This is a genomic window from Nocardia sp. NPDC059240, from assembly GCF_042753865.1.
Lineage (GTDB): Bacteria > Actinomycetota > Actinomycetes > Mycobacteriales > Mycobacteriaceae > Nocardia.
This window is the reverse complement of the sequence record NZ_JBHZAC010000009.1, coordinates 384,675-411,202: the sequence shown is the minus strand read 5'-3', so window position 1 is coordinate 411,202 and position 26,528 is coordinate 384,675. Positions and strand designations below refer to the sequence as shown.

31 protein-coding genes are annotated in these 26,528 nt (G+C 68.4%); 14 read left to right on the top strand and 17 right to left on the bottom strand.

Annotated elements, in window-relative coordinates:
* Window positions 1-182: 182 nt before the first annotated feature.
* Together greA and ACFXHA_RS31810 are read right to left on the bottom strand one after the other, a co-directional pair.
* Entirely contained in the window at window positions 183-674 is a 492-nt protein-coding gene (gene greA / locus ACFXHA_RS31815) for a transcription elongation factor GreA (RefSeq protein ID WP_379362658.1), read from the bottom strand.
* 244 nt (window positions 675-918) lie between these two features.
* Complete coding sequence (locus ACFXHA_RS31810; protein WP_379362657.1) at window positions 919-1,335, bottom strand: DUF4307 domain-containing protein; 417 nt, start codon at window positions 1,333-1,335, stop codon at window positions 919-921.
* Between the two features lie 154 nt (window positions 1,336-1,489).
* Between ACFXHA_RS31810 and mca the strand changes: the two genes are divergently transcribed.
* The 3 genes from mca (at window position 1,490) to ACFXHA_RS31795 (ending at window position 3,691) form a co-directional block, all read left to right on the top strand.
* On the top strand, window positions 1,490-2,371 hold the full coding sequence (gene mca / locus ACFXHA_RS31805; protein ID WP_379362712.1) for a mycothiol conjugate amidase Mca: 882 nt from the start codon (window positions 1,490-1,492) through the stop codon (window positions 2,369-2,371).
* Window positions 2,368-2,661 (top strand): hypothetical protein, encoded by a 294-nt coding sequence (locus ACFXHA_RS31800; protein WP_379362656.1) that lies wholly within the window; start codon window positions 2,368-2,370, stop codon window positions 2,659-2,661. Before mca ends, ACFXHA_RS31800 begins: the two co-directional genes overlap by 4 nt.
* Window positions 2,662-2,791: 130 nt before the next feature.
* Window positions 2,792-3,691 carry an alpha/beta hydrolase gene (locus ACFXHA_RS31795; protein ID WP_379362655.1) on the top strand — a complete coding sequence of 300 codons (900 nt, stop codon included), beginning with the start codon at window positions 2,792-2,794 and terminating at the stop codon, window positions 3,689-3,691.
* 17 nt (window positions 3,692-3,708) lie between these two features.
* Here ACFXHA_RS31795 and ACFXHA_RS31790 read toward each other — a convergent pair whose 3' ends face one another.
* Both ACFXHA_RS31790 and ACFXHA_RS31785 read right to left on the bottom strand, forming a co-directional pair.
* Window positions 3,709-4,686, bottom strand: a complete 978-nt coding sequence (locus tag ACFXHA_RS31790; protein ID WP_379362654.1) for an ADP-ribosylglycohydrolase family protein — start codon at window positions 4,684-4,686, stop codon at window positions 3,709-3,711.
* 3 nt (window positions 4,687-4,689) lie between these two features.
* A complete protein-coding gene (locus ACFXHA_RS31785; protein WP_379362653.1) occupies window positions 4,690-5,388 on the bottom strand; it encodes a hypothetical protein in 699 nt (232 codons plus the stop codon).
* A gap of 69 nt (window positions 5,389-5,457) precedes the next feature.
* On the opposite strand from ACFXHA_RS31785, the gene ACFXHA_RS31780 reads away from it, so the two are divergent.
* From ACFXHA_RS31780 to ACFXHA_RS31765, 4 genes are all read left to right on the top strand, one after another.
* Window positions 5,458-7,626, top strand: a complete 2,169-nt coding sequence (locus tag ACFXHA_RS31780; RefSeq protein ID WP_379362652.1) for a serine/threonine-protein kinase — start codon at window positions 5,458-5,460, stop codon at window positions 7,624-7,626.
* Window positions 7,627-7,721: 95 nt separating this feature from the next.
* On the top strand, window positions 7,722-7,931 hold the full coding sequence (locus ACFXHA_RS31775; protein ID WP_379362651.1) for a hypothetical protein: 210 nt from the start codon (window positions 7,722-7,724) through the stop codon (window positions 7,929-7,931).
* A 9-nt stretch (window positions 7,932-7,940) separates the two neighbouring features.
* Window positions 7,941-9,392: a flotillin family protein gene (locus ACFXHA_RS31770; RefSeq protein WP_379362650.1), complete on the top strand. Its 1,452-nt coding sequence runs from the start codon at window positions 7,941-7,943 to the stop codon at window positions 9,390-9,392.
* Window positions 9,393-9,470: 78 nt separating this feature from the next.
* Complete coding sequence (locus tag ACFXHA_RS31765; RefSeq protein ID WP_379362649.1) at window positions 9,471-10,487, top strand: helix-turn-helix domain-containing protein; 1,017 nt, start codon at window positions 9,471-9,473, stop codon at window positions 10,485-10,487.
* 77 nt (window positions 10,488-10,564) lie between these two features.
* Here ACFXHA_RS31765 and ACFXHA_RS31760 read toward each other — a convergent pair whose 3' ends face one another.
* Window positions 10,565-10,996: an SRPBCC family protein gene (locus tag ACFXHA_RS31760; protein ID WP_379362648.1), complete on the bottom strand. Its 432-nt coding sequence runs from the start codon at window positions 10,994-10,996 to the stop codon at window positions 10,565-10,567.
* Between the two features lies 1 nt (window position 10,997).
* Window positions 10,998-11,405, bottom strand: a complete 408-nt coding sequence (locus ACFXHA_RS31755; protein WP_379362647.1) for a 4-oxalocrotonate tautomerase family protein — start codon at window positions 11,403-11,405, stop codon at window positions 10,998-11,000.
* Between the two features lie 163 nt (window positions 11,406-11,568).
* On the opposite strand from ACFXHA_RS31755, the gene ACFXHA_RS31750 reads away from it, so the two are divergent.
* Window positions 11,569-12,579: an AraC family transcriptional regulator ligand-binding domain-containing protein gene (locus ACFXHA_RS31750; protein ID WP_379362646.1), complete on the top strand. Its 1,011-nt coding sequence runs from the start codon at window positions 11,569-11,571 to the stop codon at window positions 12,577-12,579.
* A gap of 141 nt (window positions 12,580-12,720) precedes the next feature.
* Here ACFXHA_RS31750 and ACFXHA_RS31745 read toward each other — a convergent pair whose 3' ends face one another.
* Complete coding sequence (locus tag ACFXHA_RS31745; protein WP_379362645.1) at window positions 12,721-13,167, bottom strand: MarR family winged helix-turn-helix transcriptional regulator; 447 nt, start codon at window positions 13,165-13,167, stop codon at window positions 12,721-12,723.
* An 84-nt stretch (window positions 13,168-13,251) separates the two neighbouring features.
* Between ACFXHA_RS31745 and ACFXHA_RS31740 the strand changes: the two genes are divergently transcribed.
* On the top strand, window positions 13,252-13,626 hold the full coding sequence (locus ACFXHA_RS31740) for a cupin domain-containing protein (RefSeq protein ID WP_379362644.1): 375 nt from the start codon (window positions 13,252-13,254) through the stop codon (window positions 13,624-13,626).
* A 33-nt stretch (window positions 13,627-13,659) separates the two neighbouring features.
* Window positions 13,660-14,034, top strand: a complete 375-nt coding sequence (locus ACFXHA_RS31735; protein WP_379362643.1) for a cupin domain-containing protein — start codon at window positions 13,660-13,662, stop codon at window positions 14,032-14,034.
* 1 nt (window position 14,035) lies between these two features.
* On the opposite strand, the gene ACFXHA_RS31730 is transcribed toward ACFXHA_RS31735, so the two are convergent.
* The 10 genes from ACFXHA_RS31730 to ACFXHA_RS31685 all read right to left on the bottom strand — a co-directional run bounded on the left by ACFXHA_RS31730 (window position 14,036) and on the right by ACFXHA_RS31685 (window position 21,470).
* Window positions 14,036-14,230, bottom strand: a complete 195-nt coding sequence (locus ACFXHA_RS31730) for a hypothetical protein (RefSeq protein ID WP_379362642.1) — start codon at window positions 14,228-14,230, stop codon at window positions 14,036-14,038.
* A 93-nt stretch (window positions 14,231-14,323) separates the two neighbouring features.
* Complete coding sequence (gene merB, locus ACFXHA_RS31725) at window positions 14,324-15,289, bottom strand: organomercurial lyase (protein ID WP_379362641.1); 966 nt, start codon at window positions 15,287-15,289, stop codon at window positions 14,324-14,326.
* 30 nt (window positions 15,290-15,319) lie between these two features.
* The gene (locus ACFXHA_RS31720) at window positions 15,320-15,871 is read right to left on the bottom strand and encodes a hypothetical protein (RefSeq protein WP_379362640.1); all 552 of its coding nucleotides are present in this window, start codon (window positions 15,869-15,871) and stop codon (window positions 15,320-15,322) included.
* A 113-nt stretch (window positions 15,872-15,984) separates the two neighbouring features.
* Window positions 15,985-16,827 carry an acyl-CoA thioesterase gene (locus tag ACFXHA_RS31715; protein WP_379362639.1) on the bottom strand — a complete coding sequence of 281 codons (843 nt, stop codon included), beginning with the start codon at window positions 16,825-16,827 and terminating at the stop codon, window positions 15,985-15,987.
* A 72-nt stretch (window positions 16,828-16,899) separates the two neighbouring features.
* A complete protein-coding gene (locus tag ACFXHA_RS31710) occupies window positions 16,900-17,691 on the bottom strand; it encodes a maleylpyruvate isomerase family mycothiol-dependent enzyme (RefSeq protein ID WP_379362638.1) in 792 nt (263 codons plus the stop codon).
* A 96-nt stretch (window positions 17,692-17,787) separates the two neighbouring features.
* Entirely contained in the window at window positions 17,788-18,036 is a 249-nt protein-coding gene (locus ACFXHA_RS31705; protein WP_379362637.1) for a hypothetical protein, read from the bottom strand.
* Window positions 18,037-18,121: 85 nt separating this feature from the next.
* Window positions 18,122-18,925, bottom strand: coding sequence for a tryptophan synthase subunit alpha (gene trpA / locus ACFXHA_RS31700; RefSeq protein WP_379362711.1), 804 nt, complete (start codon window positions 18,923-18,925; stop codon window positions 18,122-18,124).
* A gap of 8 nt (window positions 18,926-18,933) precedes the next feature.
* Window positions 18,934-20,172 (bottom strand): tryptophan synthase subunit beta, encoded by a 1,239-nt coding sequence (trpB, locus tag ACFXHA_RS31695; RefSeq protein WP_379362636.1) that lies wholly within the window; start codon window positions 20,170-20,172, stop codon window positions 18,934-18,936.
* A 92-nt stretch (window positions 20,173-20,264) separates the two neighbouring features.
* On the bottom strand, window positions 20,265-20,429 hold the full coding sequence (gene trpM / locus ACFXHA_RS31690) for a tryptophan biosynthesis modulator TrpM (protein WP_379362635.1): 165 nt from the start codon (window positions 20,427-20,429) through the stop codon (window positions 20,265-20,267).
* Between the two features lie 51 nt (window positions 20,430-20,480).
* Window positions 20,481-21,470, bottom strand: a complete 990-nt coding sequence (locus ACFXHA_RS31685) for an AraC family transcriptional regulator (protein WP_379362634.1) — start codon at window positions 21,468-21,470, stop codon at window positions 20,481-20,483.
* A gap of 121 nt (window positions 21,471-21,591) precedes the next feature.
* Here ACFXHA_RS31685 and ACFXHA_RS31680 point away from each other — a divergent pair, with 121 nt between their 5' ends.
* From ACFXHA_RS31680 to ACFXHA_RS31665, 4 genes are read left to right on the top strand one after another with little or no spacing between them, the layout of a single operon-like run.
* On the top strand, window positions 21,592-23,142 hold the full coding sequence (locus tag ACFXHA_RS31680) for a flavin-containing monooxygenase (RefSeq protein ID WP_379362633.1): 1,551 nt from the start codon (window positions 21,592-21,594) through the stop codon (window positions 23,140-23,142).
* Entirely contained in the window at window positions 23,142-24,095 is a 954-nt protein-coding gene (locus ACFXHA_RS31675) for an SDR family NAD(P)-dependent oxidoreductase (protein ID WP_379362632.1), read from the top strand. Before ACFXHA_RS31680 ends, ACFXHA_RS31675 begins: the two co-directional genes overlap by 1 nt.
* Window positions 24,092-24,979, top strand: coding sequence for an SDR family oxidoreductase (locus ACFXHA_RS31670; RefSeq protein ID WP_379362631.1), 888 nt, complete (start codon window positions 24,092-24,094; stop codon window positions 24,977-24,979). Before ACFXHA_RS31675 ends, ACFXHA_RS31670 begins: the two co-directional genes overlap by 4 nt.
* The gene (locus ACFXHA_RS31665; protein WP_379362630.1) at window positions 24,976-26,523 is read left to right on the top strand and encodes an aldehyde dehydrogenase family protein; all 1,548 of its coding nucleotides are present in this window, start codon (window positions 24,976-24,978) and stop codon (window positions 26,521-26,523) included. Before ACFXHA_RS31670 ends, ACFXHA_RS31665 begins: the two co-directional genes overlap by 4 nt.
* The last annotated feature ends 5 nt before the right edge of the window (window positions 26,524-26,528 follow it).

Sequence of the window (26,528 nt, the reverse complement as noted above, 5' to 3'; positions counted from 1 at the left end):
CCGCCGTGCCCCCCCTCTGGTTCGCATCCTCTCAAAACACCTCCCCCCCCGCCCACGTGTAGCCCGCGCGGCCGTCAAACACCCAACAACCCCCCCCCCCACAATTGGGGGGGCGCCGCTTCTTTGTTTTCACGACCGATGCCCTCGAGTGGTCACGACCTCCACTCTCGGGCGGGTACTGCTCAGCTGTGGTACGGCTCCGCCGAAACCAGCGTCACCTTCATGACGTTGCCGTTGGGCAGCTGGTATTCGCGGGTCTCGCCGACCTTGGCGTTGATGAGCGCGCCACCCAACGGTGAGTTGGGGGAGTAGGTCTCGAGGTCGGTGTTGCCGAGGCCCTCTTCGCGGGTGGCGATGAGGAAGGTTTCGGTGTCGGACTCGTCGCCGTCGTAGTAGACCTTGACGACCGAGCCGGGCAGCGCGACGCCGGACTTGGTGGGTGCGACGCCGACCTTGGCGTTGTTCAGCAGTTCCTGCAGCTGGCGGATGCGCGCCTCCTGCTGGCCCTGCTCTTCACGCGCCGCGTGGTAGCCGCCGTTCTCCTTGAGATCGCCTTCTTCACGGCGCTCGTTGATTTCGGCCGCGATGACGGGACGGTTGGCGATGAGCGCGCCGAGTTCGCTCGTGAGCCTCTCGTGCGACTCCGGGGTCAGCCAAGTCACGGTCTCAGTCATCTCGATCACTCCCTAGTAGTTGTCCCCGGCAAGCCGGGATTCCCTGATGCCCGCTACCGTGGTCATCCGAAGACGGGCACGGCAACAGTGGACAGCCAGAGCGATCCCTGGGGAGAGTCCCGACAGCGCCGGCCGTCAATGCAGCAAACACGGCTCCGAACTCCGGAACCGTGTATCGCGTCATTTTAGCACGATTCGGAAAGGCGCAGGTAGAAGCGTCAAAGCGGGGCGTGTAACGGACTTTTCACCCTGCTCGCAGGTAGGCCGGCACGTGGTCGCTGCAGCCGTAGACATTGCCCGCGCCGGCCCGGCGGGTGGTCTTGATCGTGGTGACGACACGGACGGTGCCGGCGTCGGAGCCGGGGACCAGGATCTCGCGGCGGCCGACCTCGTCGGTGTCGCCGTCCATGGCCCGCACGAAGCAGACGACCGCTTGGCCCGGATCCTTGCGTGTCACTTTGAAATCCACGGTGGTGGTGTGGTCGTCGACGATCTCGTAGCCGATCCGGTCGGGTTCGATGGCCTGCGGACCGTAGGTGCGGTAGCCCAGGTAGGAGACGCCGAGCCCGGCGAGGAGGACGACCGCGCCGAGGGCCCAGGGCAGCCAGCGGCGGTTCTTCCGAGGCGCGATCCCGTACCGGTCGGCCGGTCTTTCACTCATGTCGGGGACGCTCCCGGGGGGTAGGTCGGAACAAACAACGATCGGATGGAACTATAGGGAATGCATATCCGACGCCCGTGCCTGGACTCGGCTCATTAGCTACGGAGTAAAACGTGATCGGTGAGGTGACTGAGAAGTGAGTGGTCTTCGCCTCATGGCGGTGCACGCCCACCCCGACGACGAATCCAGCAAGGGCGCGGCGACGGCCGCCCGCTACGCCGCCGAAGGCAATGACGTGCTGGTCGTCACACTCACCGGCGGGGAACGCGGCGACATTCTCAATCCCGCCATGGACACCCCCGGCATCAAGGACCGCATCAGCGAGGTCCGCCGCGAGGAGATGGCCGCGGCCGCCGAGGCGCTGGGCGTGCGCCAGACCTGGCTGGGTTTCGTGGATTCCGGTCTGCCGGAAGGGGATCCGATGCCGCCGCTGCCCGAGGGCAGCTTCGCGCTGGTACCCCTGGAGGAGGCCACCGAGGCGCTGGTGCGCGTGGTGCGCGAGTTCCGCCCGCACGTCATGACCACCTATGACGAGATGGGTGGCTACCCGCACCCGGATCACATCATGTGCCACAAGGTTTCGGTCGCGGCCTTCGAGGCGGCGGGTGATCCTGCGAAGTTCCCGGATGCCGGTGCGCCGTGGCAGCCGTTGAAGCTGTATTACAACCACGGCTTCAGCCTCACCCGGCTGGAGGCGTTCGCCGACGAGTACGCGCGCCGCGGTGAGCCGTTCCCCATGCAGGAGTGGATGGACCGCATGCGCAAGTACGCGGCCGAGCGCGGCGACATCATGGGCCGGGTCACCACCCAGATCGAGTGCGCCAAGTACTTCCCGCAGCGTGATGACGCGTTGCGCGCCCACGCCACCCAGATCGACCCGAACGGGGCCTTCTTCGCGGTGCCGCTGGAGATGCAGCAGCGGCTGTGGCCGACCGAGGAATTCGAGCTGGCCAAGACCCGGGTGAAGACCGCGATTCCGGAGACCGACCTGTTTGCGGGAATCGACGATGTAGATACCGAGGACACCGACCGATGACGCTCATGCTGCTCGCCCAGGGCACGAACAATTCCCCCACCGGACCCGAATTCGGCAAGGCCTCGCCGCTGGGTCTGGTCATCGTGCTGGTGCTGCTGGCGGGCACCATCCTGCTCATCATGAACATGAACAAGCACATCAAGCGGCTGCCCGCCGAGTTCTCCCCGGAGCATCCGGAGCCGGATCAGGAGGCCGACGAGGGCACCGAGCGCGGTGTCATCGAGCACGAGGACGACGAGTCCGAGGCTGGCAACGAGTCGAAGCCGGAGAAAGCCAACGGCAACGCTTGAGCCCCTGTGCTTCTCACGACCCCGGTCCCGGTGACCGGGGTCGTTTCGTATCCGGGGGCCGGAACAATTGCGGACCGCGCTGAGTTGGCTCGAGACGAGATCGCAAGACCTGAGCCGAAGGGGAATCACCATGCCGAGCCCGCAGATGCAGGAGTTCATCGAGAATTTCGAGCGGCAGCGCTCGGAGCGGCCCGCCACCCGGCCGTCGCTCGAGCAGATGCGGGCCAACTTCCTGCCCGCGGGGAAGCGCTTCGACATTCCCGAAGATGTTCGGGTGAGCGATGTTTCGGCGGCGGGCGTTCCGGCGCATTGGGTGGATGCGCCCGACGTGTCGGCGGATCGGGTGCTGGTGTATGTGCACGGCGGCGGATTCACCCTCGGCTCGCTGGCCAGTCACGGTGAGCTGGCGGCGCGGCTGGGCCGCGCGGCCGGGGTGCGCGTGCTGTTTCCCGAATACCGGTTGGTTCCCGAGCAGGTGTATCCGGCGGTGCTGACCGACGTTCGGACGGTCTGGAACTGGCTGCGCGAGGAGCAGGGCCTGGCCGCGAGTTCGATTGCGCTGGCGGGTGATTCGTCCGGCGGCAACCTGATCGCGGCGCTGCTGCTGCAACTGCGGGACGAGGGCGCGGACCTGCCCGCGGCGGCCGTCCTATTGTCCCCGGTCCTGGACCTGACCGCCTCCGGCGCTTCGATGACCGAGCGGGAGAGCCAGGACCCGATCTTCAAACCCGTCATGATCCGCGGCATCTTCGCCGACTACCTGGCCGGTGCGGATCCCCGGGAGCATTCGGCCTCACCGCTTTTCGCCGATCTCACCGATCTGCCGCCGACCCTCGTGCAGGTTGGCACGGCCGAGCTGATCCTCAGCGATTCGGAGCGTTTCGCCGAGGCCGCGCTGGCCACCGGTGTGGACGTGACGCTGAACGTCGGCGAGGGCCTGCCGCACGTCTACCAGACGATGCACGGCACCCCGGAGGCTGCCGCCGCCACCGATGAGATCGCGGTGTTCCTGCGCAAGCACCTCGCCTGAGGGAAGGAGTCCACGTGCTACGGCGTGCCGGAGAGCCAACGGCGTAGGCGGCCGGGGGATTTGCGGGTGTTGTGCGGTGGCCTGCGGGTGCGGTCGAGCCAGGCGGGGAGGGGCTCGCGGGCGGAGAGCCAGGTGTCGGGCAGGCCGCCGGGGCCGCCGGTGTGGTTCGCGATGCCGGTGTGGGTGGCGACGATGCCGCCCACGATGGCGGAGGTGGTGTCGGTGTCACCGCCGGCGGCGACGCAGGTGGCCACGGCGGAACGGTAGTTCGCGAGGTGGTTGGCGGCGACCCAGAGGGTGAAGGGCACGGTGTCCTGGGCGGTCACCTGGATGCCGGTGCCGAGTTCGGTGGCGACCTGCTCGTACGGTGCGCCGAGCAGAGCGCGGGCGCGGGCGATGCGGCGGGTGGTGTCACCGTCGTCGAGGCGGTCCAGGACGGTGGTGAGGAATTGTTCCGGGGTGGGCCGGATTCCGGCGAGGCGAGCCTGCCCGGCCGTGGCGGCGGCGACCGCCACCGCGACCGCACCGATGATGCCCTCCGGATGCGAGTGGGTCACCTCGGCGGAGCGGATCGCCTGGGTTACCGCGGTTTCCGGGTCGTCGGCGTAGAAGGCGCCCAGGGGCGCGACCCGCATGGCCGCGCCGTTGCCGCAGGACCCCTGACCGCCGAACGCGGCCGCCGCCACCTCCCGCCAGGGTGCGCCGCGGCCGATGCGGCCCAATGAGTCCACGGTCATGAAGCCGTAGTCGCGCCGGGTGTCGATGTGCGCGGCGAAACCGGCGACCAGTCGATCCGGTTCGATCGCGCCGTAGCCGAGCAGCTCATCGACGACGCCGCAGGCCATTTCGGTGTCGTCGGTCCACTCCCAGCGGCCGGCGGGCAGCGGCCCGTCGCGCAGTTCGCTCAGATCGCGCCGCAGCACCGGGAACTCGGCGCCCACGACGTCCCCGACGGAGAGCCCGTCGAGGGATTCGAGCATCAGATCGACGTGCATCGGTCAGGGCCTTCCGGTGGTGAGGTGGTGGTAGGCGGTGTCGAGGGGGATGTCGACGGCGAACCAGGCCGCCGGGCGGTCGTCGTCACGCGGGCACCAGGCGGTGGCGATGCACAGCCTGGCCACCTCCCCGGTGGCCAGGCCGGGCAGATGCCAGGCGAGGGCGACCCGGTCTCCATAGCGCACACCGTATTCGGTGTCACCGTCATTGCCGTCGGCCGGCAGTTGCTGGGCCCAGGCGGTCGGCATGAGCCGGCCGTCGGCGGCCTGCATGGCCAGCAGTTCGGTGTCGGGTCCGCCGATCGACACCATGAAGCGCTCGTTCTCGGCGCTCACGGCCGCGAGGCATTCGCCGGAGTCGGGGCCGCCGTGCGCGTCGGGCGGCAGGTCGTCGAGGGCGGCGGCGACGATCAGTCCCGGCACCGCGGTGTTGGCGCGCACCTGGAAGATCCCGGCCCACATCGGGACCGGCGCGCCACCGTCCCAGGCGGGCACGTCGATGCGGCCGATCAGCAGATCGACCGTGGCCTGCTTCGGCCGCCAGCGTTGCAGCAGCGTGCCGTTGGGCAGCTCCCAGACCGTTTCCGGCCGGGCCGGTAGCCGCTCCGCGCCCAGCGTGAGGCTGAACTCCACGATGCCCAGCGGCGTGTCGATCACCGCGGGGCGAGGGTCGGTGCGGGCCAGGTCGTCGGTGGGGAGCATGCGCCATATCATGCCCGCTGTAAGATGTAGCGCGGCAAGGTGATAGGTGTTGACAGGGGCGCGCGGTTGATGCGGCTGGATCCGGGAGCGGACTTCTCCGGCTTCGGCATCGAGCGTGTGCTCGGCGCGGGCGGCATGGGCGTGGTGTATCTCGCCCGGCATCCGCGGCTGGATCGCCATGTGGCACTGAAGGTTTTCGGCGGGGCGGTCGGTCCCGCGATGTCGCTGGATTCGCCGGGGCGGGCGCGTTTCGATCGGGAGGCCGCGCTGGCGGCGCGACTCGAGCATCCGGATATCGTGCCGATCTACGATCGCAGCGCACCGGGTGACGAAATCCCCTGGCTTTGCATGCGGTATATCAGCGGCGGCGATATCGCGGCTCTGCTGGATTCGGCGGGCGGGCGGTTGCCCGCGCCGGACGCGGTCCGGTTGATCACCGATGCCGGGAACGCGCTCGATTACGCGCACCGGCAAGGTGTCCTGCATCGCGATGTGAAACCGGCGAACATCCTGGTGGATGTTTCCGATCGCGACGGCGGCCGGGCCGTCCTCACCGATTTCGGTATCGCGCGTGCCTTCGACGACACCCTGACGCTGACCGGCACCACCGCGACGGTCGCCTACGCCGCGCCGGAGCGCTTCGGCGAGGACCCCGCCGACCATCGAGCCGACATCTACTCCCTCGGCTGCACCTTCTACGAAATCCTCACCGGCAGTAGGCCTTTCCCGCGCTCCGACCACGCCGCAGTAATCTCCGCACACCTCACCGCGCCACCGCCGCGCCCCACCGAGCTGTTTCCGGACCTGCCGCCCGCCCTGGACGACGTGATCGCGACCGCCCTCGCCAAGCTGCCCGCCGACCGCTACCCCAACTGCGCTGCGCTGGCTGACGCCGCACACCGCGCCCTCGCGGGCGGCCGATCCGCCCGGGTCACCCCCACCCGGAATCTTCACGCGGACATCACCGTTCGCGCCGGCCGCGCTCTGGACGGCCGTGCTGACGCCGCCGGGGATGCTCACGTGGTCGGCGCTGTAGGCGGTCACGCCGATGACGTTGTGGGCGGTCACGCGGGTGACGTTGTGGGCGGTCACGCGGGCGACGTTGCGGGCGGCTCCGCGCGGGGGACTGTGGGCAGTCCGGCCGAGGGTGGCACAGCTGGTGGGGCTGGGAGTGCCTCGGCGGCGGGGCCTGTCGGCAGTGGTGGTGTTGGCCGTGGCGCGGACAAGGCTGTGGGCGGTCACGTTGGTGGCGCTGGGGATGGCTCTGCGCGGGAGGTTGTGAGCGGTCGGGTGGGGAGTATCGCAGCGACGGGAGTGGCTGGGGTCAGATCTGCGCGAGACGCGTCGTTCGGCGGTTCGGCGGTCGGGGATATTCGGGGGCGGGCGATCGACTTCGTCACGCTGCTGGCTGGATTGGCGGCGGTTGTCGGGTCGGTGTTTTTCACGGCCGGGTTGATCGCGCCGTTCGCGCGGGACGATGATGCCGATCGTTCGGTGGATTCGGTGCTCTTTCACGGGCATTACTTGTTCGTGGTGCTGGCGGTCATCGCGTTCTTTGCGGGGTCGACCACCGGGGTGCGGACGCTGATACCTCAGCTGCCCAGGGATGTCTGTAATTCGCTGCTGGTCGGGGTGGGACTGACCGGGGTGTGGAGTGCGGCGATGTTGTTGCGTCTGAACGCCGTGTGGGTCGGGGGGAACCGGGCCACAGTCGCGGAGTCGGTTCGCAGCGCGTCGGGTGAGCAGATCACCTTGTTCGGGACGTTGTCGCTGGTGCTTGCCGGAATCCTCGCGGCCTTCGCGCTGATGCTGGATGACGGTCCCCATCCGCGTTTCCGGCTCCCGCGGGACGGCTACTCGATCGCGACCCTGCTGCTGTCGCTGCTCGGTTGTGCGGCGGTCGTTTCGGTGCGCCTGCCGTCGGGGGACGACTGGCATTTTCTGGCCGACGACTACACCTGGCTGATCAATTGGCTCGCCGTCACGACCGGTCTCCCGGCCCTGCTGTCGTTCCTGCGTCCGCACCGGGCGGTCCGGGCGCTGGTGGTGGGTTGCGCGCTGGGCGGTCCGGCCGGGGCCGCGTTCCTCTACTCCCAGGGACAGCCCCTCGACGCCGCCGATCTGGCGGTGGACGTCAATTCGGCGGCCACCCCGGCGGGGGTGCTGGCGGCCGTCTCACTGGGTTTGCTGGTGGTCAATTCCGTTGCGCTGACCAAGATCACGAACGCGGCGCGATAATGGTGACAACGACTTCGTAAAGAGATTGCTGGCTGTCGGTGGCCGGGTCTAGCGTGTGGTGGTCGAGCATCTTCGGTTTCCGGGGGGTGGTGTTGATGGCGGCAGATGTGATCGGCAAGTACGCACGGGTGACGGCGGCCATCACACCCGGCCACCTCGGTGAGGTGGTGATCGAGGTGCGGTTCGGTACCGAAAGGTTCATGGCCCGCGCCGCCGACGATGAAGCGACGATTCCCAAGCACGCCCAGGTCCTCGTGGTGAACAGCCTGGGCGGTCGCACTGTCGAAGTAGTTCTCGTGAAATGAAGGTGCACCGTGGACGTCCTGGTCTTTTCCGTGGTCGGGGTGGTAGTCCTGCTGGCAGCCGCCATAACCCTGTTTCGAATGGCCTGGCGGGTCGCCGAACCCGATGAGGCGCTGATCATCTCGGGCTTCAAGGCCGGCACCGGTCCGGGCGGCTCGGGGGAGAGCATGGGGTTCCGCATCGTCACCGGTCGCGGGTGTCTGGTGGCTCCCGGCCTGACGAAGGTGCGCCGCATCTCCTTGGAGGCGCACGAATCTCAGATCGTGGTGCCGTGTGTGAGCCGTCAGAAGATCAACCTGCAGCTCACCGGCGTGGTGATGTACAAGGTGGGCGACGATTACTCCTCGATCGCCAATGCCGCACGCCGCTTCCTGGACCGGCCCGCCGACGAGTTGGAGACCAAGGTCCAGAACGTCTTCATCGGTCATCTGCGCGCGATCGCGGGTTCGATGACGGTGGAGGACATGATCAGTGATCAGGACAAGTTCTCCGAGCAGGTGCGCGATCGCTGCTCGCACGAGATGGAGTCCTTCGGCCTGGTGATCGACTCGTTCCAGATCCAGTCCATTGCCAGCGAGTCGAATTACATTGCCAACCTGGCGGTTCCGCACCAGGTCGAGGTCGAGCAGCACGCCCGTATCGCGCGCGCCCTGGCCGAACGTGAGGCCATCTCCCAGGAGCAGACCGCGCAGGCGCAGGTCGCACTGTCGGTGCGCGACACCCAGATCAAGAAGGCCGGTTACCAGGCCGAGGTGGATCGGGCCACCAAGGAAGCCCAGCAGCAGGGCCCGCTCGCCGAGGCGACCGCCCGGCAGGCGGTGGTCGAGGTGGCGACCCGGGTCGCGCAGCTCGAGGCGCAGCAGAAGGAACAGCAACTGCAGGTGGAGATCCGCAAGCCCGCCGACGCCGAGGCCTACCGGCAGACCACCCTGGCCGCCGCGAGCCGCGACGCGCGCATCAGCCAGGCGGAGGCCGACGCGCAGGAGACCCGCCTGCGCGCGGAAGCCGCTGCGGCACAGACGAAGATGCAGGCGCAGGCCGAGGCGGAGTCGATCAAGCTGCGGGCCGCCGCGCAGGCCGAGGCGACCCGGCTCAACGGTCAGGCGGACGCCGATGCCATTCAGGCGCGCGGTCTGGCCGAGGCCGAGGCGATGCGGGCGCGGATGGCGGCCGAGGCGGCCGGTATCCAGCAGCGGGCCGAGGCGATGAGCAAGAACCAGGAGGCGGTGATCGCCCAGCAGGTCGCCCAGAACCTGCCGGAGATCGTGGCCGCCGCCGCGAAGCCCTTCGAGCATGTCGGCCAGTTCACGGTGCTCAACGGCGCGCAGGGCGTCACCTCGGCGCTGGCCGAGATCATCCAGCAGGCGGGCACTCTCACCTCGATGGCACGGGAATCGCTGCTCCCGGCCCTCAAGGCCGAGCCCGCGACCAATGGCAACGGTGAGGTGAAGCAGCCCTCGTAGGGTCCGACTCCGCCGTTCCGGGACATTTCGCGCCAAACCGACTGATTCGCGGCCGTTTTCGCGGCCTAGGCTCGGCGGATGATCGACGGCACCATCCCGACCCGTATCGCCGCGCTGATCCGAGCCACCGCGTTGCGTGTCGGGGTGACACCGGCCGAATTGGCGGCCCTCGATCCGGCGCTCGACCTGGCATTCCTGACCGACGACCTGCTGCGGGTGCCCACCGAATGGGCTTGGCGGGCGTGGGAATTGATCGATGCCGCGGCCGGGCCCGGATCGGGGCTGCTGGCGACCGCCGCCGCCGATCGCGGCGGACTGCACGTGTGGGACTACCTGTTCACCAGCGCACCGACGCTGGCCGAGAGCCTGCGCACCGTGGTTTCGCTGCGCGGCGTGGTCACCGATCCGGGAGTCGGCTGGGAGGTGGTGGAAAGTGGTGGGCTGCTGACGGTTCGCGAATCGGCGCCCATCGAACCGCCGGTGGTGCTCGCGCCCATCGAGGAGTTCATGCTCTCGATGATGCTGCGTCGCGTCCGGGAGGCGACTCGCGCTCAGCTGATCCCGGTGCGGGTCGCGTTCACCCATCACGACAGCAGTCGATACCGCAGCCTGATCGACGAATTCGGTACCGGGCGCATCGATTTCGGTGCCTCTCATGCCGAGATCACCTTTCTCGACGCGGCCGCCCTGCCGACCGGGGCCGACGCGCAACTCGGCACCATGCTGCGCCATTACGCGGAACTGGTGCTGGCCGGTTCCCGGGTGATTCCGGGCGAGCGGGACTCGGTGCGCGCGGTCATCGCGGCCGCGTTGCGCGACGGGGACCTCACCCTCGACGGCGCGGCGCGACGGTTGTCCATGAGTCCCCGTACGCTGCAACGCCGGTTGGGCGAGCTGGGGACGAGCTGGCGGGCCGAGGTCGAGTCGGTGCGGCACGAGCAGGCTGTCGCCTTGATCCGCGACACCCGCCTGCCCGTCCAATCCGTCGCCACCCGGCTGGGGTACACCGATGCGCGTACCCTGCGCCGGGCGTTCCAGCGCTGGACCGGGCAGTCGCCGGACGAATTCCGGCGTCGCCCAGTGGATTCGGACTGAGCCCAGTGGATTCACCGTGAACGCACAAGGTGTCCGGGGCCACCCCTCGTGGACCTCGGACACCTCGGCAAATCTGGTCAGGAGTTCTCGACGCGCTTCTTCAATGCGGCATTGAGGGCGACGAAGCTCTCCTGGGTGTCCGCGATGGACCCACCGACGAACGGCACGATCACGCCCGAGAACTTCTCGGCCTGAACGACTTCGGTGCCGTCGGCGGTCGCGGTGAGGGTGAAGGAATGCTCACCGTCGAAGATACCGGGCAGCAGCAGACGGCCCAGCCACCGCACCTCGGCGCCGGGTCGTGCCTCCAACACGACCGGCTTGAAGGTGGTCGGCCGGCCGCCGGTCACCGGAAACATGCGCAGGTTCAACGTGTTTCCGACCGCGATCTCCCCGGCGGCCTCCCGGATGAACGGATTCCACTCCGGGTAGGCGCGCAAATCGACCAGGACCTCCCAGACCCGCATCGGCGGTGCCTGGATCACGATGGCGGCGGAGATGGCTTTCATCTCAATCCCTTCCGATGGGATCGTGGCGCAGGCGCGCCAGCTGGGTGACGCCGTTGTAGCCGTAGCTCTCGCCGTCGAGTTCGTAGAGGGCGACGTAGACCGCGTCGGGCAGGGTGCGCAGGTGCCGGGCGAGCAGCCAGTAGGCGCGCTCGATGAATTCGGCCTTCTCGCCGGAGGTGTTGGTGCCGGCGGTGATGCTGACCTCGAGGTGGGCCCCGATGACGGCCGTGTCGAGCGGCTGCCCGCCGACGAACCAGCGGTCCGGTGCGGTCAGGTTGATCTGGACCACCGCATGCGCGGCATCCTTCAACAGGACCTTGTCGAGTAGATCGGTGATTTCGGTGACGAGCAGCGAGCGGGTGTCGTCCGCGATGTCCGCGGCCGCGAGGGTGAGTCGGGCGAAAGGCACGGTGCCGAATCTACGGACCGTCCGGCGCGGTGGACGGGACGAAATCCGCCGAGCCCGGGACATTCCGCGCCAGACCCGATATGCCGGACCCGATACGGAATAGTGCGCGCCCGGACCGGGTTGACGGGCGAACGACGAACTTTCCACGATGAGGTGATGTGAGATGACCGCCCCGGTGAGCACCGTGTCGACGCATGTGGTGGGAGTTCTGGTGGATGCGGCCCGCGCGGCCGGTGCGAGCGAGTCGGAGATCGCCCGCGCGCTGGGCGGCGATCCGACGCTGGTGGTCGACCGCGCGGTGCGGGTGGCGACCACCGACTCCACGCGAATGTGGGCGCTGCTGTACGAGCTGGCCGGCGCCGAAGCCGGCGTACTGGCCGCCGAATACGCCGAACACGGTCGGCTCTACGTGTGGGACTATCTGATCAGTACCGCCCCGACCCTGGCGGAGGGGTTGCGCGCGGCGTCGGTCTACAACGCCACCATCTGCGATCGGCGGGTCGAGCTCGAGGTGCGCGAGGACGGATCACTGCTCACCGCAAGCTATTCCGGCGCGCCGCACCGTGAACCCTACGGTGCCACCCATCGGGAATTCGCGATGGTGGTGACGGCCCGGCGGGCCCGGGAGGGCTTCGGGGACGCGGGAATTCCGGTGCGCGTGGACTTCTCGCATCCCGCGCCGCGCGACCGCGGCTATCTGGTGCGCGCGTTCGGCACCGGCAATATCCACTTCGGCCAGGACCGGGACGCACTCACCTTCTTCGGCGCCGCCGCCCGGCCGAATGATCGCTTCCTGCACGCGATTCTGCGCCGGCACGCCCGGCAGGCCCTCGACGACATCGGCCCGGAGCCGCCGTGGCTGGAGGTCTTCCGCGGTGTCCTGCGCGGCCAGATGTCCGAGTCGCCCGCCGCGAAACTGGAGGACGTGGCCGCTGTGCTGAGCCTCAGCGGCCGCACCCTGCAACGACGGCTGGCCGAGCACGGCACGACGTGGCGCGCGGAGCTGGAGACGGTCCGGCGCGATCTGGCCATCGCGCTGCTGCGTGATCGCAGCGATTCGGTCGGCTCCATCGCCGCGCAGCTGGGCTATCGCGATCATCGGGTGCTGGCGCGCGCTTTCCGTCGCTGGACCGGTCGGGCTCCCGCCGATTTCCGTCGCATGCCACCGGAGTGATCCGGACGCCGCGGTGGCGTCGAAAGTCTCGGGATTGGCACCCCGCGTCCCGCGGTGATCGGTTCCGCGCTTCGTAGATTCGGTTGCGGCCGAACGAGAAAGGCGGGACCGGTGATCATGCGATGTTTCGGCGCGGTCCGTTCACAGCGGGCGAAAGGCGCGGTCCATGCCGGAAGGTGTTGCCGTGGCGGCGATTTCGCCGAGTACGGCGCGGACGGTGGCGACCTGATCGGCACCGACCCGGGCGATCAGGTCGCGCTCGTAGGCGGCGTGGAATTCGCGCACGGTGGCGAGCATGTCGAGGCCGCGGTCGGACAGGTGCAGCAGTTTGGCGCGCTTGTCGGCCGGGTCGGGGCGGCGTTCGACGTAGCCGTGCCGGACCATCTCGTCGACGACCTTGGCCGCACCCTGCGCGGTGATGCCGAGGCGTTCGGCCAATTGGCTTGCGGTGAGCGCGTTCTCGGCCAGTGCGCGCAGCACGAAGCCGTAGGACGCACCCAGCATGGGGTGGCCGCGCTCGCCCAACCGGGCGTGCAACTCCAGTACGAAGGCCGAATACGCCTGGCCGAGCAGGACCCCGAAATCCATCCCTTGACCCCTTCCCATCGATATGTTCAACTGTAGTTGTTCAACCGAAGTTGAACACCTTGGTTGAAGTTTAGGAGACACAGCATGCCACTCGTCAAGTCCGCTGACGCACCCGTCTTCGAAGGCCCTGGAATGACCGCGATCGGCCTGGCCGCACCCAGCCGTGGATCGGTGGAGAACAGCGTCTGGCGCTTCACCCTGGAACCCGGCAATCCGGGCCACGAGCACGCCGTTTCCCGGGAGGAGATCTTCATCGCCCTCGCCGGGCAGGCGCGGATCACCCTGGAAGGCGAGACTCGCGATTTCCGTGCCGGGGATGCGCTGGTGATCCCCGCGCACACCCTGTTCCACCTCTCGGTGCCGGGCGCGGAGCCCTTCGAGGCCGTGGCGATTTTGCCCGTCGGGGCCTACGCCCAGGCTCCCGGCGGCGAGCCGGTCAGCCCGCCCTGGGCGCAGTAGCCCACCCGCACAACAGATTTCAGAGGAGCAGACATGCCGCACATCACCGCCGACACCGCGCCTCGCTTCGAGAACGAGCACGCGAGCTTCCTCGGTCTTGCCGCACCCAGCCGCGGCTCCAAGGAGAACTCCGCGTGGCGGCTCACCATCAAACCGGGGACCGACGCCCCCGCTCACGCCCTCGACCGCGAGGAGATCTTCATCGCGCTGTCCGGGTCGATGACCGTCACCATGGGCGAGGAAACCTTCGCCGTGGCGGCCGGGGACGCGCTCATCGTTCCCGCCCACCAGCTGTTCGCCATGGCCAACCCGGGGAGTGAGCCGTTCGAGGCGATCGTCGTGCTACCGGTCGGCGGCCAGGGGCTCATCCCCGGCCAACCGCCGATCGTGGCCCCCTGGGCCCGCTGACCTATTCCTTGGTGCTCGCCGCGTCCAGGCCGAGCATCTCGAGCAGGTGCGCGCAGTCCGCGGCGTCGAGCGCGTGGCTCGCGACGGTGAGTGCGGCGGTGGCGTTCTGCTTCTCGCAGGCGGCCTTCTCCGCGGCACGCGCGGCGCTGAATTCGCTCTGTTCGTGACGAAGGGTGGTCTGACGTGCAGAGGTCATGTGAATTACTTCCCGCCGGTGGGGCCGGGTGACCGAATCCGAATGATGCGGGCCGACTGCTTCGATCCTCACCCTACGGTGTGCTCGGTGATCTCAGAACATATCGGCGAGTTTCTTGGTGTCGTCGAATAGTTCCTGTAGGGGTGCCGCGGCGATCTGAGAATCCGCCGCGGCGGCCGCTTCGGCACCGGCTCGGTCGGCGTAGATGTTCACCCGGTCGCAATAGACCTGGCGAATTTCGCCGCCGTGCGCCGGTGCGAGGGTGAACCATACGTCCGGGTGTGAGATGTTCTCGAAGCCGGTTGGGGTGACGGTCCACGAAATCCGTTCTCCGGTACGGGGATCCAGCGTGGAAACGTCCGAACGGGCCTTCAGCACCATCGGGAACATCACGATGTCGCAGACGCACCAGTTGTAGAATCGGCGGTCATTGATGGTCGAGATGTGTCCCTTCGACTTTTCGTCCGCGATCAGCGAAATGCCCGCTCCGACAATATCTCCGGCGGCATTCACTTCCAGATCGTAATCGCGGTCGGCGAAATACTTGATCATGCCCCGGGCGCGATCCGCCGGCGTCGGCAGCCACGAATCCGCGAGTTCGACGGGCAGCGGCCCATGATTGATCAGGTGGGTGGTGATCTTCGCGCCCTCCCGGATCAATTCCACGCCGGCGGGCTGTTCCCACTTCCAGATCAACTGCGCGGCTACATCGTGCAGCTTGGCTTCCTGAGCGGTGGTCATCGTGGTCGCGGTCATGACTTTCACGCCCTCTCCGGTGTGTTCGTGTGTGCCGATTCCGCAGGCCGCCGCGGCACCGGCGGCGAGTGCGGTAGCGGTCACGGCCAGAAATCGCTGTCTGCTCATTCGCAAGATCGCACCTCCCGAAGGCACAAGAAAAGCGGCCTCCGTGGTCGGGGACCGCTCTACGTGGCTTCGGTCGAAGCAATCGGGGGTCGGCTCCGACCCGCACTGTCCGTTCTCTAGCAACCTTACCGCAAACACGAAGCGCGTCCGGACTGTGAAACCACCCACATCGTCCGTGAGCGGCGGCACCGCCATCAGTGCGGCAGTCGGTGCTCGGTAGCAGCTCTACTTGGCCAGGGCTTTGCCGCCCGTGGGGTTGACGGCGAACCAGGTGCCGCCGACACCCTGACCATTGAGGTCGCCCGGGGTTTTGTCCTTGGAGAAGTAGTAGACGGGCCAGCCGCCGACGGTGATCTGGCAGGAGCCGTCGGGGCGCTCGATGAAACCGGTGCGGGTCGCGTCGATGCCGTCGACGTAGAGGGCCTGGCCGCGGCTGACCAGCAGGGGCGGCCAGGTGGTGGCGCAGTCGCCGGTGCAGTTCGACTTGGACGGGTCGGCGGTGTCCTTGTCGAAGCGGTAGAGGGAGCGGCCGTCGCGGTCGACGACACGCAGGCCGATCTTGGGGTCGGTGACCACGCGCAACTGCACCGCGTTGACGCCCTGCGGGGCGGTGCCGGTGTAGATGCTCAGCCATCCTTGGGTTTTCGTGGGTGCCGGGGTGGCGACCGTCGAGGTGTCGGGCTGCGCGAACGCGGCCGGGGCGGCGGGCAGGGTCAGGGCCGCGGTGGCGGCGAGGGCGGCGAGCGCGCCGCCGAGCAGGGCGGTGACCTTCGGCATTGTTTGTCTCCCAGCGGATCGTGTTGGCTACGAACACAATTCTGTGGAGAAACGGCGGTCGGGTCTGTCGGCGCGGTGACGGCTGTTGTGTGTCCGCGCCGACACAACGAGGTTCAGGCGTGGGCGCGCATCACGCCGTGGGCGTCGGCGGAGGCGACCAATTCGCCGGTGCGCGTGAAGATCTGGATGCGCTCGTACATCCGGCCGCCGCCCGCGAACGGGCTCTCGCAGCGCAGCAGCAGCCAGTCGTGGAGAGTGAAGGGGCGGTGGAAGGTGATGGTCTGGGCGAGCAGGGCGGCCGCTCCACGGCCGCCGCGGCGGGCGATCTCGGCCTGTGGATACGGGCGCATCGCGACCGGGCCCAGGAAGGCCTCACTGCCATGGGCCAGCAGCGCTCGGGCGGTTCCGGGTAGGTCCGGTGCCTTGTCGCAGCGCATCCATACATCGAGGGTCGGCGAGCCCGACAGCTCCAGTGCTACCGCATCGGCTCCGCCGAAAGTCCTTACCTCCCAAGGGAGCAACGCGCATGGCAGCTCCGCGCAATCCTCCGGCCCGGGGACATCGACCGGTACGACAGCGCCGTGCGCCAGGAAGTCGGGTTCTTCGATGCTCAGCATGGCCAGCACCCGCGCGTGCTCGCGCGTCTCCTGACGGAACGACACCTGCACCGTCGCCAGCGCCCGCCCCGACTGCACGACCTCTACCTCGACATCGACGTCGCGGTCGGCATAGCCGCCGCGTGGGAACACACCGTGCAGCGACTGCACCGCCATGTGCGGCACCGTGCGCTCGGCCGCCACCACCGCCTGCGCGAGCGTTTGACTGCCCAGCGTGGACGGCAGCGTCGAGCTCACGTTCCGCGCGCGGAATCGGCCCGGCCCGACATCATCGAGATCGAGTACGCCGAGCAGATCGTGCAGATCGACCACCGGCCACAATTGGGTTCCACCAGCCACCGCGCCATGCTCGCACACCCGATCGGACCCGGGAACTCCCAGGATCGGTGAGTGGTGACGCCGACGCCGCGTTCAGACGAGGTCGATCGCGTCGAGGAAGCGGGTGCCGAGCTCGGTGTCTCCGGTGAGCGTGACATCGCAGTCGCGCCACGGGGCCCGGGTGGTGGCCCACAGTGGAAATTCGCTGCCGGGCGTCACAATTCGAACCGCCGCGCCGTCCGGGTCGCCGGGCTCGACGCGCAGTGTTCGGCGCGGGTCGGGGTGGATACGCCAGGTACCGCCGCCCGGACCCGTGCAGGTGAGCGCAACGGATGCGTCGAGCCAGGCCAGTCGCTCGCGCTGGGACTGCGCGAGTAGAGCCGTCAACCAGTCCAGGATGGCGGCCATGCGCGGCGCGTCGGTGGGGGGAAGCGGGCGGCCCAGCGCCGTCGCCATGTCGTGGCGCAGGTGGGTGTGGAAGTCGAAGAGGTAGAGCGCCGGGAAGATTCGCAGCGGATAGCGGCCGAGTTCCGCGACGCGTAGCGGTATCCGGGCGATGCCGGGGGCGGTCATGACGGCGAGGGCGGTGGTACCGATCCGGGTCCAGGTCGCGAAGTCGTCGAGGATGGCTTGCGGGGACTGCGACCGCGACGCCGCGACAGCGCGCTCGTTGAGCGTCTCCACATCGTCGGTCCGCATGAAAGCGATCGCCGCCGGGGTGACGAGCGTCCGCATATCGGAGGCCATATGCGCCACCACGTCTTTCACGCTCCAGCCCGCGGCCCGGCTGTCGGCCTGCCATTCGGCGGCGGTGAGATCGGCGCAGAAATCCAGGACGGCCTGCCGCTCGACGCGCAGTGCCGATAGGTGCTCGTTGGTTGGCACTGGTGCTCACTCCCCGCGGTCGTTCGAATCTCCCACGACGATCACACCATGCGCGGCCGCCCCGCACCCGGCCTTCCAGCCGGATGCGGGTGAGGTTCAGCGGTCGTGGTCGTGGTCGTGACTGTCGTTGCCGCCGGGACCGATGCTGTTGTGGTCGTCGTTGAATTGGGTGCAGTCCGGATTGTTGACGTCGGGATACGGGCAGAGCTGGGAACCGGGGTCCGGGGCCGGGTCGTCCGGGTCGGCGTAGGCGACTCCGGCGGTGAGGATCGAGGCGGTGAGGCAGCCCGCGGCCAAGGCCGCGGTGACACGGCCGAGGGCCGCGGTGACAGGGCGAATCCGCATGGTGCTTTCCTCTCGTAGTCTCGGAACGCGAAGAGGTGGAGCGATGCGTTCCGAGCCTACGCCGGCCCCGGGACCTGCGATTTCGCTACTCCCTCCGCTGGACGGCGGCGGCGAGCTCCGCGGTCAGGGACCGCAGGGCGGCGTGACCCGCGGTCTCGTCGGGTGCGTCCAATAGCGCCTTGACCAGTGCGGAGCCGACGATCACTCCGTCCGCGAAGGCCGCGACCTCGGCGGCCCGGGCGGCGTCGGAGATCCCGATGCCGACGCAGACCGGCAGCTCGGTGGCCGACTCGACCCGGCGCACCAGGGTCTTCGCGGACTCCCCGGCCGCCTCACGGGAGCCGGTGACGCCCATCAGTGCCGAGGCGTACACGAATCCGGAAGCCGCCGAAGTGATTGCGTCGAGCCGCTCGGTGGTGTTGCTCGGGGCGACCACGAAGACGGTGGCCAGATCGTGGGCGGCCGCCTGCGCGCGCCACTCGGCGGACTCCTGGACGGGCAGATCCGGCAGGATGCAGCCCGCGCCACCGGCCTCGGCGAGCTCGGCGGCGAATCGTTCGATGCCGTAGCGGGACACGGGATTCCAGTACGTCATCACCAGCACGGGTTTGCCGGTGACGCGGTGGGCCGCGCGGACCGTGCGCATGACATCGGCGATCTTCAATCCGCCGCGCAGGGCGATATCGTCGGCCGTCTGGATGACCGGGCCGTCCAGGACCGGATCACTGTGCGGCAGGCCGACTTCCATGATGTCGGCGCCCGCGTCCAGGACCGTGGTGATCGCGGCGATCCCCGCGTCGACGGTCGGGAACCCGGCCGGGAGATACGCGATCAGCGTGGCGCGGTTCTCCGACGCGGCCTTGGCGAAGGTGTCGTGCAGTAGCTGAATGTTCCCGCTCACTTGGTGTGCTCCTCGCCGTTGCGGCCGAAATACTCTGCGGCCGTAGCCATGTCCTTGTCGCCGCGGCCCGACAGATTGACCAGGAGCAGTCCGTCCGGGCCCAGTTCGCGGCCGACCTCGAGCGCTCCGGCGAGCGCGTGCGCGCTCTCGATCGCCGGAATGATGCCCTCGGTCGCCGATAGCAGTCGAAACGCTTGCATCGCAGCGTCATCGGTGATCGGGCGGTACTCGCCGCGCCCGGAATCGTGCAGGAACGAGTGCTCGGGACCGATGCCGGGATAGTCGAGTCCGGCGGAGATCGAATGCGCCTCGGTGATCTGACCCTCCTCGTCCTGCAGTACGTACGAGCGGGAGCCGTGCAGGATGCCGGGCTCACCCGCGGACAGTGAGGCCGCGTGCTTGCCGGTCTCGATCCCGTGCCCGGCGGCCTCGCAGCCGATCAGCCGCACGGCCGTATCCGGGAGAAAGGCGTGGAACAGGCCGATCGCATTGGAACCGCCACCGACACAGGCGATTGCGGCATCGGGCAGCCGCCCGGCGCGTTCCACCAGCTGCCGCCGCGCCTCCACGCCGATGACCCGCTGGAAGTCGCGAATCATGGCCGGGAACGGATGCGGTCCGGCGACCGTGCCGAAGATGTAGTGGGTGTTGTCGACGCTGCCCACCCAGTCGCGGAACGTCTCGTTGATGGCGTCCTTGAGCGTTCGCGACCCGGAGGTCACCGGAACGACCTGTGCGCCCAGCATTTCCATCCGGGCCACATTGAGCGCCTGCCGCTGCGTATCGACTTCGCCCATGTAGATGACACATTCGAGCCCGAACAGCGCGCACGCGGTCGCGGTCGCCACCCCGTGCGAGCCGGCCCCGGTCTCGGCGATGATGCGGGACTTGCCCATTCGTTTGGCGAGCAGCGCCTGACCCAGCACATTGTTGATCTTGTGTGAGCCGGTGTGGTTGAGGTCCTCACGCTTGAGGAACACCCGCGCGCCACCCGCGTGCGCGGCGAACCGGGGCACCTCGGTGAGCGCCGTCGGCCGTCCCGCGTAGTTGACCAGCAACTCCTCGAGCTCCGCGACGAACCCGGGATCGATCTTGGATTTCTCGTACTCGACGGCGACCTCGTCGACCGCCGCGACGAGCGCCTCCGGGATGAACTTGCCCCCGAAACTACCGAAATAGCCCTCGGCGCTGGGGAATTGGCCCTCCCGGGCCGGGATGAAGAATTCTTCGGTCATGATGGACCCACTCCTGATCCGGGACATGTGCCCCGGTAGTGCGGTTGATGATGGTCACGACAACGCGCCCGTCCGCACCGAAAAGTGGATCGTCAGAAACCGAATCCGATGCGCGGCGCATCGCGCCATCGCATCCCATTGACCTGACCGGGTTCCGACCCGATCACATACCGCACCCGGCGTCCATGCACGCGCCGCGCAGGCGCCCGGCAGCCGCGCGGGCGGCATCCGGGACCGAGTCGGGCAGCGATGGACATACCTCGACCATAACCCATCCCGGCGCGGCGGCCGGTCATCGCCCGGGTGGCCTACCGTGCCCGCCGGTTGCGGGTGTAGCGGCCCGGGGGTTCGCCCTTCCAGGATTTGAAGGCGTGGGTGAAGGCGGAGGCGGTGGAGTAGCCGAGGCGCTCGGCGACCTGCTCGACGGTGAGGCCGGCGTCGAGGAGTTCCTCGGCGAGCAGGCCGAAGGTTTCCTCGCTGACTTCGCGGAAGGTGGTGCCTTCGTCGGCGAGCCGACGGCGCAGGGTGCGGACGCTGAGGGTGAGGTCGGCGGCGACCTCGGGCTGGGCGGCGATGCCGCCGCGGCGGACCAGGGCGGCGCGGACCTGGCCGCTGACGCCGAGGCGTTCGCTGCGGCGCTGCACCAGGTCGGCGCATTGGCGTTCGTACATGGCCGCGATGTGCGGATTGGCTTGGGGGAAGGGGATATCCAGCGCTGACGCGTCGATGATGAGGCGGGGGGCCGGGGCATCGAAGACGATCGTCGCGGTCGGCGCGTAGGCGAGGAAGCCGTCGTAGACGGGATCGGCCGGGAAGGGGAGTTCGAGGCGGCGAACCGGTAGATGGATCGGGATCAGCTCGTGCTGGATGGTGAGGGTGGCCTGGAGATCGCGTTCGGTGTGGAAGCGGCGGACCTGCGGGGGTACGGCGCTGTCGTCGAAGGCGATGACGGGATGCGGGCCTTCGTAGTCGAGGCGGATGCGGGCGAAGGAGAACGACAGTTCGGCGAATCCGACCCCGACCTCGAGCGCGCTGCGCACGTTGGGGCTGCTGATCACGGCGAAGCCCCACACTCCGTGACTGCTCGCGTGATAGCGCGTCCCGGCGGCCAGGCCGAGCCCGGGCCGGTCGCCCAGCTCGTCGATCACGTTGCGGAGCAACGACAATTCCTGGCCCGCGGTGATCTCGGCCATCGGGTCGTGGAGCAGTCCGACGCGGATGCCGGTGCCGCGCAGGGTCCGGGCCGTGGGCACGCCGAGTTCGGCGGCGAAGTCGGCCAGCAGTGCGGCGCTGGTCACCGATCGCAGTTTCGACCACTGATCAACCACGTGGCCCATGCTGCGGGCAAGTGGCCCAACTTCGCAAGTCTATGGCCCGGCATCTGATGGTTCGCCCAGGTCAGCGGCCATACCGTCAGACATGACCGAGACCACAGTGGTGAAGGGATATTCGATGGATACGACCGCAACGGCGCGGGCGCAGGATTCCCGCCCGCCCGGCCGGGTCTCCGTGGCGATCATCGGGGGCGGATTCAGTGGGCTGGCCACCGCGATCGGCTTGAAGCAGGCCGGGGTCGAGGACTTCGTACTGTTCGAGCGTGCCGAGGGTGTGGGCGGCGTGTGGCGGCACAACGAGTACCCGGGCGCGGCCTGTGACGTGGCGTCGTCGCTGTACTCGTTCTCCTTCGAACCGAACCCGGACTGGTCGCGGCCGTTCGCGCCGCAGCCGGAGATCAAGGGGTATCTCGAGCGGTGCGCCGAGAAGTACGGCCTCACCGGGCATTTGCGCTTCGGCACCGAGATCGCGTCCGCCGAGTTCGACGCGACCGCGGGGGAGTGGACGATCGAGACCGCCACCGGCGAGCGGCACACGGCCCGCGTGCTGGTGTCCGCGTGTGGGCAGCTGACCCGGCCCAAGATTCCGAACATTCCGGGGCTGGAAGGGTTTTCGGGAGAGGTCTTCCACTCGGCCGAGTGGCGGCACGACTATGACCTGACCGGCAAGCGCGTGGCCGTGGTCGGCAACGGGGCGAGCGCGGTGCAACTGGTGCCGCAGATCGCGCCGAAGGTCGCCCAGCTCACCGTGTTCCAGCGCAGCGCCGAATACCTGATCCCGAAGCCGGATTACCCGCACCGCAAGCTCGAACATTGGCTGTACAAGCGGGTTCCCGGGGCGCTCAAGGCGTTGCGCGGCGCGTGGTGGGGCATCGGCGAATACGTGAACCCGGCGCTCACCCTCGATATGAGCCCGGCCGTGCGCAAGGCGTATCTCGCGCCCTTCTACTACGCCACCAAGGCCCAGCTGCGCCTGCAGATCTCCGATCCCGAACTCCGGGCCAAGCTGACCCCGGACTATCAGATCGGGTGCAAGCGAATCCTGCTGTCCAGCAACTACTATCCGGCGCTGGACCGGGACAACGCGGACGTGGTCACCGACGCCATCGCCGAGGTCGCGCCGAACGGCATCGTCACCGCCGATGGCACCAAACGCGAATTCGACGCCATCATCTTCGCCACCGGATTCCACGCCAACGGCTTCGTCGCGCCCATGACGGTGCGCGGGCTGGACGGCCGGGAGCTGAACGAGCAGTGGGCGACCGGACCGGAGGCGTACCTCGGCCTGACCGTCAACGGATTCCCCAACTTCTTCCTCATGTACGGCCCCAACACCAATTTCGGTGGCGGGTCGATCGTGTACATCCTGGAGAGCCAGGCTCGGTACATCGTGGACGCGGTCCGGCAGCTGAACCGCAGCGGCGCAGCATATTTCGATGTCAAACGGGAAGCATTCGACGCGTTCAGCGCCGAGGCGCAGCGCCGCCTGGCCGGTTCGGTGTGGGCAAAGGGCGGCTGCACCACTTGGTACAAGAACGAGCACGGCAAGGTCACCAACAACTGGCCCGGGCTGATGATCGAATACCGCCGCCGCACCAGAAAGATCGACCTGCGCAAGTACGAGGTGGTCCGGTGATGACCATCGCCAAGCGGATCGGCTCCGCCCAGAACGACCTGGCCCGGCTCACGATCAACGTCCTGACCCCGCCTCGGCACCTGCCACGCCCCTTCGGGCCGACGTTGCGCGACCGGGTGGCGGGCAAGACGGTGCTCATCACCGGGGCCTCCAGCGGCATCGGCCGCGACCTGGCCGTGCGAGTGGCGGCCGAGGGCGCGATCGTTCTCGTGACCGCCCGCCGCACCGGCGAATTGGAGCAGTTGGTCGCCGAGATCCGGGGCCGGGGCGGGCAGGCGTTCGCGATCACCTCGGACCTGTCCACCGACGCCGGTATCGACAAGCTCGCCGACGAGGTGCTGGCGGAATTCGGCGCACCCGACATCCTGGTCAACAATGCGGGCCGGTCCATTCGGCGCTCGATCGCCAATTCCGAACACCGCCTGCACGATTACGAACGCACCATGCGCACCAACTACCTCGGCGCGGTCGGACTGATGCTGCGATTCCTGCCCGAGATGCGGCGTCGGCGCGGTGGGCACATCATCTCCAGTTCCTCCATCGGCGTGGTCGCCGACCTGCCGCGCTTCTCCGCCTACATCGGCTCCAAGGCGGCACTGGACGCGGTGATGCGGGTGGCCGCGGTCGAATGCCTTTCCGACGGAATAGCTTTCACCGATGTGCATATCCCGCTGGTGGACACCGACATGATCGGTCCCACCGGCTGGGGCGGCTATACGGCGCTGCCCATCGAGGACGCCGTGGAGATGCTGGTCGACGCCATCGTCCGCCGGCCCGCTCATCTGGAGAACCCGCTCGGTGCGCTGGCGTTGTGGATGAACCGGCTCACTCCCGGACTGGCCCGTCGTGGCCTGCACTATTTCCACCGCATGATGCCCGACTCCGACGCGGCGAAAGGGGCTGTGCCCCAGGTGGAATCGGAAACCGATCGACGACAAGGAAGTCGAGTATGAGCAACAAGGACCTCACCGGCAAGAAGATCGCGATCACCGGCGGTGCGCGCGGCATCGGCGCGGCCACCGCCCGGCTGCTGGCCGATCGGGGCGCGGCCGTGGCTCTCGGCGATATCGACGCCGACCTGGTGGACGAGACCGCCGCCTCGATTGCCGCCGCCACCGGTGTGCGGGTGGTCGGGCTGAAAGTCGATGTGACCGACCGGGATTCGTTCGCGGCCTTCCTCGATGAGGCCGACGAGGGGCTGGGCGGGCTGGACGTGCTGATCAACAATGCGGGCATCATGCCGACCGGTGAATTCCTGGACGAGTCCGACGCGGTCACCGACCGGCAGTTGGACATCAATGTGCACGGCGTGATCACCGGTTCCAAGCTCGCCGGTCGACGCTTCGCCGCCCGGGGGTCGGGCCACATCGTGAATATCGCCTCGGTGGCCGGGATTTCGGCTGCGCCCGGTGTCGCGGTGTACTGCGCCACCAAGCATGCGGTGGTCGGGCTCGGTGCCGCGCTGCACCAGGAGCTGGCCCCCAAGGGCGTGACCGTCACGACCATCGCTCCGAGCTTCGTCAATACCGAGCTCATCGCGGGCCTGTCGCCGAACTGGCTGGTGCGCCAGATCGGCCTGGTGCAGCCCGAGGACGTCGGCAATGCCATTGTCGACGCGATCGCGAGGAAGCGCGGCGGCTTCCGGGCTGTCCCCAAGGTCGGCGGGGCGTTCCTGAAAGCCTTGATGCCGCTGCCGGAGAACCTGCGCAACGGCCTGTACGGCGCGCTCGGCCTGCAGCACGTCACCTTGGACTCGGACGAGTCGGTGCGGGCCGCCTACCGCGACCGGACCGAAAAGACCACTCCTGCAAAGGCCGCTGCCAAGGGGCGTTCGTGACCACCACGCTGCCGGTGGCAGCGGATCAACCCGGCGCGGGAGTTCCCAGCGTCACCGTCATTTCGCCGATCGACGGTCGCGTCCTGGACGTGCTGCGCGGTGCGACTCCGGACGAGGTGCGGTCCGCGGCCGACCGGCTGCGGAGGGGACAGTCGGCCTGGGAATCTCTCGGCCTTGAGGGACGGCTGGTCTGGCTAGGCCGTTACCGAAACTGGTTGCTGGACAACGTTGACCGGATCAACGGGCTGTTGCACGCCGAAACCGGCAAGGCGAAGGCCGAAGCGCCCATCGAACTCGGGCTCAGTATCGACGCGCTCAACTATTACAGCGCGCACGCCGCCGAATTCCTCGGCGCGGACCGCCCGTGGCCGCACAGCCCGCTCACGGCGACCAAGCGGCTCGAGACCAACTACCGGCCTTACCCGCTGGTGGGCGTGATCAGCCCGTGGAATTATCCGCTGGCGCTGGCGCTGTTCGACGCCCTGCCCGCGCTCATCGCCGGTGCCGCCGTGCTGTTGAAGCCGTCGTCGGAGACGCCGCTGGCGATCTCGGCGGCCGTCGCCGGCTGGGAAGCCATCGGCGCGCCAACGGTTTTCGCGACCGTGGTCGGCGCCGGCATCGGCGCCACCGTCGTGGACAGCGTGGACTATGTGCAGTTCACCGGATCCACCGCCACCGGCCGCACGGTCGCCCAACAGGCCGCGGCCCGGCTCATCCCGTACGGACTCGAACTCGGCGGCAAGGACGCGGCCATCGTGCTGGCCGACGCCGATCTGGCGCAGGCGGCGCGCGGCATCGCCTTCGGCGGACTGTCGAACTCGGGGCAGATGTGCACAGCCGTCGAGCGCGTCTATGTCGAGAGCAGCGTGTACGAGCCGTTCGTCGCGAAGCTGGTCGAGGTGGTGGCCGCCCTGCGGCAGCGGCCGGGAGCAGCCGACGACGGCAGCATCGACCTGGGTGCGATGGTCACCGAATCGCAAGTGGCCGTGTGCGAGGAGCAGGTCCGCGACGCCGTCGCGAAGGGCGCGAGTGTACGCGCCGGCGGCGAGGGGAGCGGCCACTACTTCGCGCCGACCGTGCTCACCGGTGTGGACCACACCATGAAGGTGATGACCGAGGAGACCTTCGGGCCCATCCTGCCGGTCATGCCGGTGCGCGACGCCGAGGAGGCGGTGCGGCTGGCCAATGACTCCCAGTACGGGCTCTCGGCGAGCGTGTGGACGGGAAACAGCCAGCGCGGCAAGGAGATCGCCCGGCGGCTCGAGGTCGGATCGGTCGACGTCAACGACGTCAACGCGCATCTGGCGTGCTTCCCGCTGCCGATGTCGGGCTGGAAGGAATCCGGTGCGGGCGGCGGTCGTCTCGGTGGTGCGGCGGGCATCCGCAAGTACTGCCGGACCACAGCGGTCACCAGCCCACGCCTCGAAGTCTCGGCCATTGCTGCCCTACTGTGGTTTCCGTACTCGCCGACCAAGACCCAGCTGGTCGAGCGTGCCATGCGGCTGCTCGGCGGGCGGGACATCAAGCGCCGCTTCGGCATGTGAGTGAT